This window comes from Chitinivibrionales bacterium (genome assembly GCA_014728215.1).
In the GTDB taxonomy this organism is placed as follows: Bacteria; Fibrobacterota; Chitinivibrionia; order Chitinivibrionales; family WJKA01; genus WJKA01.
In genome coordinates this window covers 1-18434 of the sequence record WJLZ01000181.1, presented here as the reverse complement: position 1 = coordinate 18434, position 18434 = coordinate 1, and the positions used below count along the sequence as shown (strand labels likewise).

Genomic DNA, 18434 nt, shown 5'->3' with positions numbered 1-18434 from the left:
TTGCGCGAAACCACCTCCCGTATCCACGACAATTTTTACTTCCGTATATGAAATGGTTGAAAGAATAACATTCACCGTATCTTTCAGAGCAGCATTCAACCCATAAGTGGCTTCAACCCGGCTATTACCGCCGAAATCGGAGGCACGGATAAGACGACCTTCACCGACATTGACATTACCGTTTTTCACCTTGATCAGCGTATCTCCGGTCAACGGACTCCGCCACTGAGTGGAGTGTGAATAATCGGCCCAGTTACCGAACTGGTCGCGGAGTATCGCATAGACATTTGCGATAGTATCCGATGTATCGATTACCACTGTGCCGGCGGGATTATCACTGTTGGGACTCAAACTCCTGTCGGGACTGGCTTCCAGCACCAGGTGATGAACCGGTCCGGCCTTGACATATACCTGAACGGTATCAGACCGGTATCTTCCGCCAACATCATAAGTACCGACAAGATAGACGCGGCTGGAAGCATTCTCCGGCCTAAAAACGCTTTTATTGCCGTTACGCGGGAACAGTGCCGAGTGCCTGGTTGTTCCGGATAACTGGACCATGCTCCATTGGACCGGTGAAGAGGCGGTGTTGTACTGTGACAGCCAGCGGTCCTGATGATCGAACATCATGGCCACAAGCTGCAGTGAATCACCGGCGGCAATTGTATCGATAGTTGTCCGCGAGGGATAGGGGACATTATTATTCGTTCCCGGTGCATCTTCTTTGGGATAGAGCACCAGCTTGTCGGGAAGACCGGAAGTAAAGATCGCGGGAAGCTGATCGGTGACCGGATTTCCCGAGGGATCCAGGACGCTGATCGTAATTCTGCCCGTATCAAGATCATCGGGGCCAAATACCCAGTTGTCGTCAAAACCCGGCGCAGCCGGAGAAACAGGGAGGGTCCCTGCATTCCAATTCACCCGGATATTGTCCCACTGACCGTTATCCGAGCGTTGTCCGAGCGCATAGAGCGTGGTATCCTGATCGGTTCGCATAACAAGGGTATCGATCTCCTTTAATCCCTGATGATTAACTACAATCCGCAGCGTTGTATATACAATATCATTCAACACCACATCGATCGTATCCGACAGTGAGGAATCGGCGTTCCATGCAATGACTTCGGTATTGCCTTCATCGGCCCGGCGAATAACAATGCCTTCACCGAAATCAACAATGCCGTCAGCGGCCCAGGCAATCGCGGTATCTTCAGCACTCCAGTCGGTTTCCGAAGAGGGCGCCACATAGTTGCCCAGGGAGTCGCGCATGATCGCATAGACCGTGGAAATAGTGTCCCAGCTTGTCAGTGTTACACTGTAAATGGGATTGTCCTGATTCGGACTCACATTGGGATCGGGCGTCGGTTCGATAACCAGATGATGCGCTTCACCGGCCCTGATTCCCAGACGGATCGAGTCTCTCAGAGTTATACCGAGATCATTGAATTCTGCAACGATATCCACCGAATTCCTTGCCCGGAGCGGCATGAACGTGCTCATATATCCCGATAAAGGCGTCACTGTACCGGTTGGAGGATTACCGCTTACCTCGAGGGTATCCCAGGAGATCGGAGCCGTACCGATTTCATATTCACGCAGCCATACATCACGGTGGTCGAAGATCTTGGCTATCAGGGGAAGGGATTCTCCTGCAGTCATTGAATCCGATGACGGATAGGGAACATTCCGATCCATATAGGGCTCGCCCGTGGAGGGGAACAGAACAAGTTTACTCGGTAGTCCATGAGCAAAAACAACCCAGACCGTATCATACACTGTTCCTGTCTGCCCCGTATTGCTGATAATGATTCTTCCCAAACCGGTGTCCGCGGGCTGGAATGTCCACTGGTCGGATGAGGTGGGCGCTGATGGATTTGCGCTTATCCCCGAACTCGACCATCGAACCCGCACATTGTCCCATTCACCGTTATCAGAACGTAACCCGATGGCATACAGTATTGTATCCTGGTCGGTCCGCAGACGCAGTGTATCGTCCTGGAGCTGTTTCAATCCGTTATCGTTAACCACAATTCTTATTTCATTGTAATTGATGTTGCTGAGATCAACGGTAATCGTATCCCTGAGAGAGACATTGTTTCTGTTATAGGCGACAACCTGAGCCGAACCGCTGTCGGCGATACGGCTGATACGACCTTCGCCATTTGAAGCAATACCCTCGGTTGCGTTCACAATCGAGGTTTGAAGACTTGTCCAATCGGTTGAGGGCGAAGCCTCTACATAGTTACCGAACTGATCCCGAAGAATCGCATAGGCATAGGCGATGGTGTCACCGCTGCCGATAGTAAGGTTGTTGAGCGGGTTGTCGGCCCGCGGGGAGACAGCAGGATCGGGGCTGGCTTCAATTACAAGGTGCGTAACAGTCCCGGGCTTGATATAAAATCGTGCTGCATCGGAAATCTGAAGCCCCGCCGAATCGTAAGTTGCGGAGATTTCAACAATGGTATAAGCATCGTTCGGCGTAAAGGAAGTCATATGTCCGGTCAGCGAAGTCAGCGTATCATCGAGCGGATTCCCGGTGAGTTCCCTGATACTCCAGTTGATCGGTGCACTGCCGCGCTCGAAACTTCCCAGCCATACCCCTTCGCCGTCAAACATTTTTGCCACAAGATTAACGGTCACGCCTGCGGTTAGCGTATCAATGACGGTTACCGGCTCGTATGCTTCGGCGCCCGGAGCATCGGGCCGCCCCTCGTTATTGTAAAGAGCCATCGTTGCCGGACCGCCGGCGGTAAAGATAAGAAAGGCAATATCACTCGATCCTGATTTTTGAATAGTTACGGTTCCCCGTCCCGTATCGGCAGGCTCGAAAGACCACCGGTCCTCAAGTTCACCGGGCGGATCAGGGGTGGTAGACAGAGTTGCCGACTTACTCCAGGTAAGATCTACGTATTCCCATGCTCCATTGTCCGAGCGTCGGCCGAGGGCAAGAAGCGTAGTGTCTTCGTCACCACCCATGATAAGAGTATCGATGTCTCTGAGCCCGTTATTATTAACAACAAGCCGCAGCGCGGTATAGGTGATGCTCTCCACATTGACCTGGACAGAATCGATGTAGGCCCCTTTCCGGGCCACGACCCAGGTGGTTTTTGTGGTATCGGCCTGACGGGTAATCGTGCCTTCACCGAGCGAATCCCGTGTTCCCATTGCCGCGGTGACCACCAGTGGGTCTCTGCTTGTCCATTCGGAAGAATCGGCATAGCCGACAAAATTACCGAGTGAATCCCGGAGTATTGCATAGAGATTCCGGTCGGTTTCATCCGCAAGAAGTGTCAAGACCCCGACGGGATTATCGGCATTGGGGCTGACCGTACTGTCGGGACTCGTTTCAATGACCATGTGGTCGGCGGAACCGTGGTCGATGTATACCCGGACCGTATCTCTGAAAATAGTCAGGTCTTTTGTATAGGTAGCGATAAGATCGATTGTTACAAATGCGCGTCGGGGATTGAATGTTGTGATATGCCCGGTCTGAGTGGTAAACGTTCCCACCGATTGAGCGATCGGTGCGCCGGAGGAGGTATACACGGCGGTCCAGGTAATCCGCCGGCTGAGTTCCGGGGTGGATTCATAGGCTGCAAGCCAGGTATTGAATTGGTCGAAAACTTTTCCCACCAGGGGCATAGGTCGCCCGGCAGGCCAGTAATAGGTGTAGGCCACCGGTCCGAAATAGGGATCGTTCCCAAGCGTATCGGGGACCCCTTCCTGGGCGTAAAGAGAAATCTTCGCAGGCGCCCCCGGAAGAACTACTATGGGAAGGTCCTGTGAAAAGGACCGGTATGAAATGGTAACGGTTCCATGACCGGTGTCGGTTGGTGCAAAATCCCACTGATTTGCCGAACTGGGCGCCGTATTTGACGTATCAATATTCGAAGTAACACTCCAGTCAACATTGAGCGCTACCCATCCGTCATTGCCGTCACCCCCGACCCGGTCGGTGCGGCGTCCTTCTGCCCGGACCAGGGTATCCAGGCCGAGATTAATGACAACCGAATCGAAATCGCTCCCCTGTATTTTTTTCTGTCCGCCGGTACCGAATACAAAACGCAGCGAATCGTAGGCCGCCGGATCAACCACCACGGCCATGGTGTCCCTGAAATCAACATCTGCCTGATTGTCCATGTCAATACCCCAGACCAGCGCGGTCCCGGGAGGACCGACCTTGGTAATTATGCCCTCTCCGAGGTTTGTTCTCCCCCCATCGGCCGCGGTAACGAAGGATTCTCCGGGGGAAATTATTCGCCAGTCGGCGGCGGTACAATTGCCGGTATAGTTGCCGAATTCATCCCGCAAAATACCGTAGATCGTGTCCAATGACGACGCGCTGTCCAGACGGAGTGTATCGATCGGTTTGGGAAGAATCAGGCTCATGCCCCCCACAACATCCGGCGCTCCCTCGAGGACAAGCTGATAGGCAACATTCGGCTCCACATTGACAACCACCTCGGTGGTCACAATGTCCGCTCCATCAACAATCGTCGCCCTGATCGTGTAACTCCGGTAAGCCTGCGTTGCCGTAAAGGTATTGGACCTGTCGGGCCCCTCCCCGTTTACGAGTTCTCCCCCCGTAGGATCACCCAGAATCTCCCAGGTTACCTGTTGTGCTCGGACCGTATCCTCCACCGTATGGTGAACGCCGAATGAGTCGACCGAATCGACAATAACGGTCGCCGTATAGGTAATACTGTCACCCGCCAGTATCGTGCCCGTATCCGGCTCGGCGTCAATCCGGATGTCGGTTATCACCGCGGGTTTGATAAGAAAAACTCCGGTAACATGGAATACAATATCGTCAAAATCAGCGTCTCCGGGCGTGAGATCTTCAAACCCGAACTCGACCGTATCGGTCCGTTCATTGTTCACATGGTCGCGTATCCACCCGGCGACACACCACCTGCGGCCGATGGGATACTCCCTGCCGTCAGGCGCAGAAACCAGATCATCAGAATAATCTTCACTCCAGAAACGGTCTACCCCCCCGCAATCACCCATCGAATCTGCCTGAGTACAACTGTCGTCGGGCGCCCGGTTTGGCCCGGTATAGCGAAAATTTCTGGAGCAACTTGCCTGACCGGCCACAACCCGGTACATGAAATAGAGTGTGTCAAGATGCTCGATATGCCCTGCAACACGAGGATTATCGGTGAGGTTTACCCGAGTGCCCGCCGGGGCGTGGTTCTGAAAAAGATAAAGCGTATCCCATCCGTCAAAAGGACCGCCACCGGGAACCATGAGATACAGATTACCCGTACATCCGGCTTCGTTCCGGTGAAGCCAGATAACAAAGGAGTCCAGCGTGGTATCGCGCAAAAAAGTTGCCCCCATGAAAAGAGAATCCGCAATCCAACCGGTTTTGGGAGGATCGAAAGGATCGGTGTTTTCACCCCATTCGGTGATTCCCTGCGCCTGGAGAGAAATAAACGAACTGAATAGGAAAAGGAAAATAGCACCGTATTCCTGCTTACGATTGTGTTTCATATTACCGATCCTGTGTTTGTATGTCAGGGTATGGAGACCATAACTCTATTATTTATAACGACTGTATCTATTCCATCTATCACTGCAGTCTACATTATATAATATTGTTTATTAGTGTGCAAAAAACGGAAACTAAATTTCCCAAATACGATTTTTTATGTTGAATAATCAGGAAAAGTGTGATATGACCCCGTTTTCGGCCCACCTCAAGCCGGTAAAGAGGGTTATCGCCCTACGCCCAGAGAACTCGTATAGGTCTTTTTTCGCGTCTCACTGGTCCGGTGCTCTTCAAGATACAAAAGAGCCCGGTATACCCCCGGCGAAACTTTCATGCCCCGGTCATTAAGGCCGTTCCAGTAGAAATTGAACTGCCTGATCGCCCCGTCCGTATTCACCATCCAATCCGTCGGCAATAAATTATCGTGACTGTCCCGGTGATAGACCAGATTCCCGGCAATATCATAAATTTTAAGTGAGCCGACAACTTTTTCTGTTTCCGATGAAATTATCATTTTTGCCGTAAGAACTGTCCCACCTTCCTCCAGCGCCCATTTCATCGCTTGTTCCGGAAGACGATGAGTAAGTTCTTCTTCTTTATGCTTTGCCGATGGCGGAAAGGGATTGGGACCAACAACGATTTTATTGGGAAGCGCACCCTTTACGCTGACCTGGACCGGAACATTTTCCGGCAGGGGCATATTATTATTTCTGTCGATAAGTTCGCTCGCAAATACCCTATCACCTGTTGAGGTATCCACAATCTGTTCAACATTGAAACTCAGTTTATGATGGGACGTCAGAATTGAGTCGTTGGTCATGTAAAATTCGACCCATTTCCCCTGTTTATCGACATCGTGGAATCGTTGGATACCGTCAAATAACCCAGGAACAAGCACCTCTCCACCCCCGCCGGCCCGCGGTGCCCAGACATCAAAAAGCGACGACGGCGTTGCCGAGGTAATCGAAAAGGAACCGGTACTGCTGTCGAGAATACTTTCACTGAAGATCACTTTTACCAGATCGCTTGTGCGGTCATCCACATTCTCGACCATTTTTGTCACTTCCCATACCACCGGCCCGGCACCATCGGCAGCTTTTACCGTATCCGCGGCCCGGATACCCGTAGCCCCGGCATCATTATTGTCAACATATACCACCGGTGTCCAGTTGGTCTGCGGCCCCTCCGAGCGAGCAGTGTCTTCATGAAGTACCAGCACAAACACCGTACTGTCGGTCGAATCGGGCTGCATAATACCGGCAACCGGTAATGTGTCGGTGTAATCCCCATAGCTCCGTACCACCGAAAAGAACTCGGCAAAAGCGGTATCGGTCAAATCAACCGGCAAATCAAAATTGAGTGTAATCCTGTCTAAAAAGCCGTTGCCGTTGGTATCCGCGGTAACCGCAGTCATCCCGGCCAGGCGAAGTATTTCAACAAAAACCGAATCGGTGATAAGCGTATCTTCCGGTGAACGGGAAACAATATACCCCGATTCATTGTGGGTGACATTACTCGCACTGTACAGTACCCGTGAGGAAGGCATCTGTCCGGTGATATCATGAAGATTGCCTGTTGCATCCCAGTTAGTGGGGATTTCGCCGATTAAATTGCCGAATTGATCATATCCCATGGAGGTTATAATCACGGTTTCATCGTGGGAATAGTCGAGCACCACAGAATCCCGGGTTCCCCGGCTCGGTACCAGGTCGAGTGAATCCAACCGGGCAGGAAGCAGGGTAAAGGGTTCTGTAATCCCTTCAAGGTTTCCCAGTTGCACGAACATCTGATGAGTGCTGTCCTTATCCCATGGCGCATAGTAGAGCACAAAACGGACAGTATCCACGCCGCCCGAAAAACATTGGGTCCCGTTGATATCCGCATTGGGGCGCTGGTTAAGCGGATAGGTGCTGTCGCCGATAATGACCACCGGCAAACTATCCCGTCCGCCGTCACCGAGCGTGTCCTGATATACCGTGGCATAACAGATCGAATCTCCCGGCACCCGGCCATCCTCGTTGCGGATCGTTACCACCGCGGTAATCTCCTGTCCGGCAATCAACTTGTCTTCCGGTGTAATAATCCTGACCCCGATGCTCGTCGGCGGCCCCGGCGTGAATACCACATTGAGCGAATCCGGATTTGCTCCCGGATAGGTCACCGTAATAACGCCGGTCCCGGTATCGGCAGGGGAAAAAGTCCAGGATTCCGCACTGGCCGGCGGAGAAGGGTCCACATCAAGGCTGGGAGCACTCCAGGTTGCAGAAACATCTTCCCAGATCGGTGCATCCGAACGAAGACCTTCGACAACCAGAACAGCATCCTCATTGGTATTGATCGATAACGTATTGGTTATCGAATCAAAAGCCGAAGAAGGAGAGACAACCCGGATACGAAGATCGGTATAGAAGTATTTCAATAACTTGACATAAGCGGTATCGGCCAATCCCGTGGTATCATCAATCGCGTAGATCCTGGTGAGACTGTCCGTTGCTGCCGTATCCTTCACGACAATGCCCTGGCCGACTGATGCGTTCCCCGTGGAGACATCGACGATATCGGGGAGCAGTTCTTCCCAGGTCGTGGCCTTTGAATAATCGACAAAATTGCCGTAATCGTCGCGCAAAACAGCATAGGCTTCCCCGCTGAAACTTACATTGGTAATTTTTACCGTATCGACTCCCTCGGCCTGGTTGAGGGCGGGGCGGTCGTCCGGCTCAAGCACCAGTTGCGACGCCGTGCCGGGCACAATACTCAGAGCAACAGTATCCTTCAGGTCATTCCACTTTGCAGTAACATATACAGTCCGATACGCCATAGTGGGAGTATAGGTAGCCTTGGCAGGCAGCACGGTTGAAGGCTGCAGTGTTCCGGAGAGGCTGTCGGTATGTCCCTGGGAATCAACGGCAAGCCACTCTATTGATAATTGCGGATCGCTTTCATAGCTGTCGAGCCAGATATCATTGAAAAAGAGTTTCCCGACCAGCGGGAAAGGATTTCCCGCCGTAACGGTCTCGCCGGCATCATAGGGATTATTCCCATTTACATTCGGTTCTCCTTCGGCGGGATAGAGGACCAGGCGATTGGGCGCCCCCGGACTGACGGTTACGGAGAGAGTGTCGGGCACCGCCGTCCCTCTGGAGACCGTTATCGTTCCCGTCCCCGGATCAGGGGTTGTAAAAGTAAAATTGTCGCCGTAATCGTTTACCGGATCGAGCGTGGATGAGGTAAAGGACCAGTTTGCCTCGATTACCACCCAGGAAGTATCAAATCGCCGCAGTCCCTGCACATAGAGCGTGGTATCCTTTCCGGCGACGATTGCCAGGCTATCCAACCGCACCATCCCCTCCGGGGTCGCGACGATCCGCAATGAATCATAGACGGCATTCGAAAGAATTACCCTCACGGTGTCATACATGCTCATATCCGACGGACTGTCCGCATTCCATGCAACGACCTGAGTGGTGTCGCCGGTGGTGCCTTCCCGATCGATACGCCCCTCTCCGTCCTGAGGAATACGACCGTCCTGTGCGGTCACGACCGTTTCATCGAGGGAGCGCCATTCGGCATTGCCGCAATTTTCCACATAGTTGCCGAACCGGTCTCTGAGAATCGCATAGGGATAGATAACACCGGTGCCCTCATCGAAAATAACCGGATCATAGGGTTGATTACCATTATTCGGCGCAATACGGAGTCGCTCGATGACAATATGATCGGCGGTATCCGGGGTAACGGTTACCGCGATCGAATCCACCAAACGGATGCCGCCTTTTTCAAAAACCGCGACTATTGTATATGATGTCCATGCGGAGACTGGTGTAAACGAGGTCACATGCCCGTTGAGTGTTGAGAGCGTCTCAGCCGGCGCTGTACCATCAACCTGCCGAATCCCCCATGAGATGATGCTTCTGGAGCTGTCGATATTTTCGTATTGGCTGAACCATTCGCTTCCGTAGAACACCTTTGCATACAGATCCTGCCTGTTTCCGGCGGTAATTGTCAGGTTTCCAATCGCTGTTACCCCTGAAGGATCCCCCGCCCTGTCATATATGTCAATTCGATTGGGATCACTCGGTAAAAACGTCACCGGAATCGAGTCGGGCACCGAGCCCGAGCGGGTTATTTTAATCCAGCCGGTGCCGACCCCTGCGGCGCCGACATTCCACTGGTTACTCCAGTTTGGCGGATTACCAACTGTACCAAGGCCGGCACTTTTGTTCCAGGTAACCGGGATCTGCTCCCATCCCCGTACAGGATGTTTGCCGTAGCCAAAAAGCGTGCGGCTTTCGCCGGTACGCAGCGACAGGGAATCGATCGGCTGGTAGCCGTTGTTGAATGCGTAGACCCTGAGGGAATCGTAGGTAATATATGTCAAGTGGATGTTCATTGAATCCCTCAGCCATTCTGAGGTTTCGGTGCTGAAATATTCAGCAACGACAAAAACAAAGGATTCATCATCGGTAACCCTCCGGACTATTCCTTCACCATAAGCCGTATTTGCTCCCCGTTCCGCTGTTACAATGAGTGTTTCTCTGCTTGCCCAGGAAGTATTGAATGCAAACCCGGCAAAATTCATCAGTGAATCCCTGAGAATTGTATAGAAGGTTACAACCGTATCATTCTGAGAAAAATCAAGTTTGGCGGGTACCCTGCTCAGGCCTGTTGTATCATAAACTATTTCAAGAAATGCCGGAGCACCCGGGAATACGGTAACGATAAGCGTATCTGCGATAGTGGTATTTGCTACTCTTGCGATAACTGTGTCAACGAGACCGGCGGTTCGGGGATAATACCTGTTTGAATGCCCCCTCAAGCCGTTTAAAAGAATACCGGCATCGAGTTGTGCTTCAGGCCATTCAATCTGATTGCCGAGGGTTGTATTGATTTCATAGTCCCGCAGCCAGTTGTTGCGGCTGTCGTACAGCTTGGCAGTCATAAAAACCGCAGTGCCTGCTCGCGCATTTGTAAATTTAGGGAGGGGATCGTTTCCGTTGATATCAGGAGTTCCGATCGTATCGTATAATACCAGCCGTGCCGGCGCGCCGGGTCCCACAGTTACAGTTACTGAAGCAGAGAGTGTCTGGCGCGTAACCATGATTGTGGCGGTTCCGGTGTCCTGCGCAGAGAAATTCCACGAAGGCCCTGATGACGGCGGGATACGGGGGCTTAGTGTTGGATTCATGGACCAGGCGCCGCTCACCGAAACCCAATCTCCATTATCAACACGACGGCCTTCAACGAACAGGAGCGTGCTGTCATCAATTGTCGTTGTAAAGCTGCTTAACGGGCTTCCGTTAACATCAACAATGCGGAGCAAATCATAGGCAGTCGGATCGATTCTCACCAGAATTGTATCTCTAAAAAGTGGATTATTCTGGTACGCAGAAATCCGGCACCAGGCATACACCCGTGTGCTTCCGCTGTCCTGGGCGAAGGTCTTGGTAATCCTGCCCTGTCCCTGTGAAGAATTGGTTCCATTTGTTGCCGAAACAATAAGCTGCGGCCCCGCAAGTGTGTCCCAGGTCGTTTGTGATGACGGGTCAACATAGTTGCCGTATACATCCCTCAAAATTGCATACACATTTTCGGTGCTAACCTCGGTAGAGCTCAGGGTAAGACGACTATTGCCGCCAATTGGAGCGTCATTATTTGGACTGTTGGCGCCGCCGTTGCTGTCTTCAATGACCAGATGATGGGGCAGGCCATGATCGATCCATATCCTCAATGATGCCGTAAGCTCGGTTCCGAAATTCGGATCTATGAATGTAGCGATAACTCTGGCCTCCCGATAGGCGAATGTTCCCGTAAACTTTGTTGCACTGCCGGAATCATTGGAAAGCGTATCGCCGGGCCTGTGAAGAGATCCATCAAGTGACCATCTGACAAGCTCCGAATATGTCGGATCTACTTGTCCCGAGGCGCTTATGACCTCTGCGATTATTTCTAATGAATCGCCTGCGGATATCGTATCATTACCGTTTATTCTGAGCCTGACTTCCTGAGCAGGGCGCAACGTATGGGCAAGGGAAGCGTACATGATTGCATCGTAGACGACCTGTTCGGAAGCAGTCGTGTTTTGGAGGAATTGCGGCTGGTACGACAGAGCGACACCTCTGCGGACCACCTGCTGGGTTCCCGAAAGGATCGAATCCTGTAAGGCGACAACGACGCCCCATTGTGTTGGTGCACCAACATACCCAGCTGTTGTATAATCATCAGTTTCAAATGTAGAATTGTAGCCACGTTGATATCCAAGAAAAGTCAGTTTATCTTCAAATCCAGGCTCAATTGTATATGCATCAGCATCTGCCTGGCAACGACCATCAGGTCCACCATCAACAACCGGCTTGAAGTAGATCGTAGAATCTCCATTCATTACACTATCAACAGCGTTGTTAATTATCCCGTTTAAGTATGGATAAGGGCGGGTAATTAAAAGAGTATCATTTGATGGATGCATCTGTATAAACAAAGAATCATTTAGCTGATCAAGCCACATTCCGTCTTCTAAAGGGGCGGGGGTATTATCCACTTTGTTAAAACCGAAAATTTCAGTTGCAAGATCTGCGGCATCATCGCCAATTGACACGATTCCAATATAGTTTGAAGCTGCCCAGTTTAGAATTTCGGTAGGTACTCTGGCCCCACCTTCTCCCCATCCGGCATTGATGTGAACAATAACATGTGGTAATCGTCCCGGCCACAAGCTTTGCATTCCTGATATGTCAATAGTGCCAAACGTAAATAGCCTGACATTCGGGACTCGTGAGGTATCGAGTGCGTGAATGACGGAATCTCTGGTTTGAATTCCCACCGCAGGAAGAGCCCCACATTTTCCACTTGGTGTATTGTAAACGATAACTATCCGGACAGAATCTTCATATGCCGCATCGACCCTATACGGCGCCTGCGCATTGACCATTCCGAATAATAAAAAGACAAATAGAAAACTGAACACACTACTCTTTTTCGGCATTAAACTGTGAACACCCACCACAGTAATTCCTTTCCCCGTTTTGCTGAACGGAAATAAATGAAAATGCAAGTTTTTTGCACATAATAAATATATCCGTAAAATACATCGGGAATACTCGCTGAAAAACTCTAACGATCTATTACCCCTCTGCTCTATTTGCCCTGAATACCCCAAACCCACTATAATGTAATATTTCTATAATTATCTATACTCATTATAGCATTCATATTCTGGGATTACAATACTATAATTTTTCTTTTTGCAAAGGAGACATCGATTATTCTTGACCTGATTATTTGTCGGTAATTACAGGATGAACGTGGAGCCTGGAAGGTGGGCGATCCGACTGTGTTTGGGGACAAGCCGGATCGCTTTAGTATATATCAATTTGTAGCTACCATCCGAGCCCTTCCGGCACCGGTCCGCGTTGGACGCCCAAAGCTTTGCCTTCAACGAGCCTTCCGGTTTTTTCTTCACCAAAGGCATCGATATAATTAATTGTAAGATACAGAATGGCGTTATATACTCCTGTAGCGACTTTCATTTTTTTATCATTATATTAATAAGAAATGCTTTGTCAACATAAGGAAAAGCTCATATACTGAACAATATGGCTCCCATTTTTCTCCGAATCCCCCGACCATCGATATTGTAGCCCCCCGGTGCCCTCTATACAAATTATAGTGTATTTTCAACCATGAATGCAACAAAATTCGATTATCTTTTTGCAAACTTTTTTTCCAAAGCAGTCCCGGCCCGAAAGACGGATAGCAGGGTGGTTGCCGGTCTCCACCCTGAGTATGGGCAGAAAGGAAAAAGAGACGTGATTATTCCGCAAAGTTACTGGGAGTTCCTCTTCCCACACCAAGAGCGATCTGTTTCACTACCTGCTCGACCTTTTCTTCATCATAGGCATCGATATAGGTAATGAATATTTTAACGATCGCGTTGTAGGCACCCGGTGCGACTTTCATGTTACGATCGTTGATACCTCCCCAGTAAAATCCTATTCTCTGAGCAGTGCCCAGCAGGTTCACCAGTTTTGTTTCCCACTCGTCGGGAACAAGATTTTCATCGCTCTTTCGGGAATATACCAGATTCCCGGCAATATCATACACCGCCAGATTGCCGGTAACCTCCATTTCGGTGGCATTGCGAAGGTTTGAAGGAAGCTGCAGCTCGAGCACGATTGCAGTCCCGCCGTTATCATAGGCACGTTTCACCGCATCCTGGGATAGGTAGGATTTCAATGTTTCACTCTGAAGCTCGGGATTTGCATTGGGGGGAAAGGGATTCGGTCCCGCGGTTATGTTAATAGGAACACCCTCAATCTCAACGCGAACCCGCCGGTTGCCGGGATTACTCTGGGCATTATTATGCTCATCTACAGCATAGTTTTTCGAATCCCCCACCTGGAAACTGAATAGATGGTTGGTGGTGAGGTTCATTTCGTTGGTCATTACAAAAACAGCCTGATCATCGCTCTTTGATACCTTGAAAAAATCGATACCTTTGATCATGGTATCCGCGGCAATGGTATCACCATCCACGATATGCCAGACATGAAACACCAGATCCGGCTCATCATTGTTTGAAGTGCCCAGCGCCCGGTCGAGATTTTCGCTGAATGTCACGGTAACTTCGTCTTTTGTACGATCATCGATATCCTCGACATTTTTTACCACTTTCCAGATAACCGGCGCGGCGCCGTCGGTGGTTTCATACGTAGTATCCTTGATCTCCTCGGCATTGGTGATTTTCAGCTCCGGTTCCCATCCGGTCTGGGGAATTGTTTCGAAATTTTCCTTTAATTCGAAATAAAACACCGAGTCGGTGCTGTCACCGCTTGCCGACACGATGTCGGTAACCTCCCATTCGCCCCAACGACTGTAGCTGATAATGGCGTCGTTATTGTTATAATTGTCCGGGAATCCGACTTTCCGGTTAAAGCGGACTTCGATCCGGTCTAAAAGGCCGTCGGCGTCGGTATCGCGGGTATAGGCCACACTCACCGTCGCGGCCTGCGGCTTGATCTGAAGGCATACCGAATCCTTTACACTGGAGTTCAGGACCGAGGTAGCGATAATACATCCGTTTTCGATCGACAAAACATTCTCTGTTGTATAGTAGAGGCTCGGGTTCGGACCGGGGTTGACCGGATGGATAGTTCCCGACTCGTCCCAGTTGCCCGATACCTCACCGATACGGTTACCGTATTGGTCGTACCCGATCAGCACCATGTACAGGTTGTCGTCCGGCGCGTTGAGGACCGTGTCGGAGGGAACAATTTCACCGCCGGCAAACTCGAGGACCACGCTGTCGACGGCGCCGGGAAGGAGGGTAAATTTCTCGGTATGTGCCTCCAGCCACCCCGATTCACCGTTGAGCCGCGTCCACAGTTGGTGCTGCTCTCCCGTATTCGGGGCATAGTACAGGACAAACTCCACGGTGTCAATGCCGTTGTTGAAACATTCATCAACCCGGTCACCGGTGTTTGGACGTTCGTTTACGGTTCCGGCGTCCTCGCCGGTGGAAACAGTCGGGTCGGACTGTCCTGATCCAACGAGTATGTCCTGGTACACCGCCTGGCTGTCACCATCGGCAGGATAGCACCAGATTCCCGGCACTTCGCCGTCATCATTCCGGATTGTCACCCGCGCCCGGATCGTCTCACCGGCAATCAGGCTGTCCGCCGGAGTGAGCAGCGAAATCTCGATACTGGTGGGAGCCCCCACCGTAAAGGTCGCCCATATCGTATCGGGCATGGTCTGATTGTCATTGCCCAGAGTCACACGGATCCAGCCGGAACCCGGAGCGGAAGGTGAAAAATCTCTCCAGCGTGAAGAGTTATTCGGCGGCGAAGGATCGGTAGAGAGCGACAGCGTATCCATCTCCCAGTTGGCAGGAACCTCTTCCCAGGTACTGTCATCGGAGCGTTGCCCTTTGACAATTAAACTTGCATAATCGTTAGTTGACATACTAAGAGAATCTATCTCCTGGCCATTGTTGTCGTAAATCTGCAGCGCAAGGTAATAATAGGCGGCGAGGTTTACTGTGAGCGAATCAATGAACCGATCGGCCCCGATATCTTCATAAGCCCATACTTGAAATGAACCGGTAATATCCGACTCCCGGACAACAATTCCGGTCTCAGTAATGCTGCCGGGGACCGAAACAACTGAAGAATTCTCAGATTCCCAGTTTGCACGCTCGGCATTTCTCACCTTATTGCCCCATTGATCGCGTATCACCGCATAGCCGGTTCGTGTGGCGCCGACAGCATCGATTGAGGTAAACTGTACCGATGCAAGCTCATCACGGTTTTCATCCAGCGAACCCTCGATAACAAGCTCTGCTGCATCGCCGGGCACGATCCTGATACTGATCGTATCCGATATTTTGCCTTCATAGGTAGCGATAATTTGTATGGTATCACCGGCAATCCGGCGGAAATATTTGCTGATTGCGCCGGAATTCGATGTCAGTGTTCCTAATGTATCCTGACCTCCGCGGTACTGAATAACATCCCAATCGATATCTGCCGATGAACTCTCATATTGCGGAAGGTAATAATCTTTTGTTACGCATGCCTGGCAATTATAAAACAGCTTGGCAACCAGATCAAGCGTATCATCAGCACTGAGTCTGATAAATTCATTGCTTGGCGGATACGGTGTCTTTCCAACCGGCGAGCCGGTTTCGGAATAGATATCGATTTTATTCGGCGGGCCGGGTATAACCCTGACCCATAATGAATCCGACAGCGGGGTGAAAGAAATATCCGTGCTTGCATAAATATAGCCGGTTCCGGTATCGCTTGGAACGAATACCCACGATTCCGACGATGGCGGCGCGGGGGTGCTTGAGCTGATTCCACTTGTCTTCCCCCACTCGCCCGGAATATCGACCCATTGGTTATTATCGGAGCGTTGTGCCTGAACATACAGGGTTGTGCTGTCCTGAAGGATTGCATTCAATGTATCGATCTGTTGACGGGATTCGTTGACTATTCTCAACGCTTTATATTCTGCCGGTGATACGGTTACCCGCACGCTATCCCTGAATTTCGACTCCGAATGCCCTGGAGCCAGACTTTGGGCTGTTGCATAGGTACGGCCGTCATCGCCGGCCTTTGTGATCAATCCCTGTCCCTGTGACGGATTCGCACCCTCCGCGGCAGTGACAACCAGATCAGGCCCTGCAACAGTATCCCAGAGCGTCGACTGCGACTGCCCTACATAATTGCCGTACTGATCGCGCAGTGTTGCATACACCCTGTCATATTGCGTATCGGACGCCCCGATTGTGACATTGCCAACCGGATTATCCGCATTCGGACTCTCGGTCAAACCATCAGGGCTGCCTTCAATCACAAGATGGTCTGCCGGTCCCGGCTTTACCCAGACCGTATCGGTATCGGATAACGCCTCATAGGATCCTATTATGTAAATATTTCTATGGGCCTTTGTTGCAGTAAAATTTGTTGTATCATCTTGCGGAATAAGAATGGTGTCTCCGGGAAGTTTGGTTCCCTGAACGAATTTCCAGGTAATCTGATTGCTTTCATCCTGCAAATACGAAGTATCCTGGTCATAAATACGCCCGGTGGCTTGCCCGAGTTGCCCGGCGGTAATCGTATCGGCATTTACTTCTATCTCAATCTGACTTGGGACCCGGGCAATGATATTGGTCATGATCATGACATCGGAGCCGCATGTTTTTCGCTCGGCATGAAAAAAGCTGAACCGGTATGATTCTCCTTCTACAAGACCGGGGATATCATCGACATTGAAACTTCCGGACGCACCTCCCTTTATACCGCCCAGATCCAGAACCAGCGAATCGTTGACAAACACCCACACATCATCATCACCGAAAAAATCAAATGTCAAACCGGCTCGATATTCAAAATCCCATTGTATCTCGGTCACAAACCCGAAATTGGAATTGTTCAAGATATCGCCACACCTTGTCACTTCCGCACCATAACCCCGCCCATCTATCGGGAAATACTGCTGATCGTTAAAATCTTCAGCTTTTACGTACTCATATAATCCATTGCCGAGATGAATAAACGGAAGCGAATCATATATAATGACTGTTGACATATCATACGATGCATTATAATCGACACTCACATATTCGCCGGTTCTTCCCTGATACGGCTCCAGATTTGTCCATCGCCATTGCCCAATAGTACTATCGAAATAAAATTCGGCATCAGTATCTACTCCCGATGCACCGCTTGGACGGTACCATTCGTTAAGCCTGTCGTTGCAGCCTGTCGTGTTGGCTCTATATACCGGCTTATGAATGCTGTCCAGAAACGTTTCGACTTCACCGGTTACGACCCCACCGTTATTACAAGCCTCGAAATTCGGATTGCTGCCGTCAGCCTGATAATCATAGAAGATAGCAGGAATCCACAAAGTATCCGGATAATAATACTGTGCAACCAAAGGAAAAACCATCACCAGTGTAAACAGCATACCGGTATGTTTTAAAGTGCTGATTCGAGTCATGCATCGCTCCTTGAATGTGAATTGCGGGAATCAAAAATACGAGCAGAGATGCTTCCCCCTCGCTTGAATCTCTGCTTTGGCATCTTACAATAATATATAATAAAAAACATGTACGACAAAACAGTTTTCTTTAAACAAATTTCATAAATAGTCGCTAATATGGCATGAATTGTTCAAAAAAATGTAAAATCGTGAGCCTGGAGGGGCCCAATGATGAAGGTTTAAAGGGAACGGGGGAGAAATTCTATTTCTGAGAGCCTTGGAAACCGTCTCTATCAGCATATCATTCAGCGCATCACTTTCAACGTTTAACCGTCAGCTCACCTCTTTTGGTCCAGCCCCCGTCCAACACCAAGTGACTTGGAATCGATCAGCTCCTCGACTTTTTCATCCCCATAGGCGTCGATATATTCTATTTTCAGATATATCATTGCATTAT

Annotated in this window: 4 protein-coding genes; all 4 read right to left on the bottom strand. The window is 50.4% G+C overall.

Features of this window, described 5'->3' with window-relative positions; translation table 11 throughout:
* The coding region (locus tag GF401_15765; protein ID MBD3346511.1) for a hypothetical protein at positions 1-5496 on the bottom strand (5496 nt) is incomplete at its 3' end.
* A gap of 224 nt (positions 5497-5720) precedes the next feature.
* Complete coding sequence (locus tag GF401_15760) at positions 5721-12494, bottom strand: hypothetical protein (protein MBD3346510.1); 6774 nt, start codon at positions 12492-12494, stop codon at positions 5721-5723.
* Between the two features lie 373 nt (positions 12495-12867).
* The gene (locus GF401_15755) at positions 12868-13017 is read right to left on the bottom strand and encodes a hypothetical protein (protein ID MBD3346509.1); all 150 of its coding nucleotides are present in this window, start codon (positions 13015-13017) and stop codon (positions 12868-12870) included.
* Between the two features lie 283 nt (positions 13018-13300).
* A complete protein-coding gene (locus GF401_15750; protein MBD3346508.1) occupies positions 13301-17995 on the bottom strand; it encodes a fibro-slime domain-containing protein in 4695 nt (1564 codons plus the stop codon).
* Positions 17996-18434: the final 439 nt, after the last annotated feature.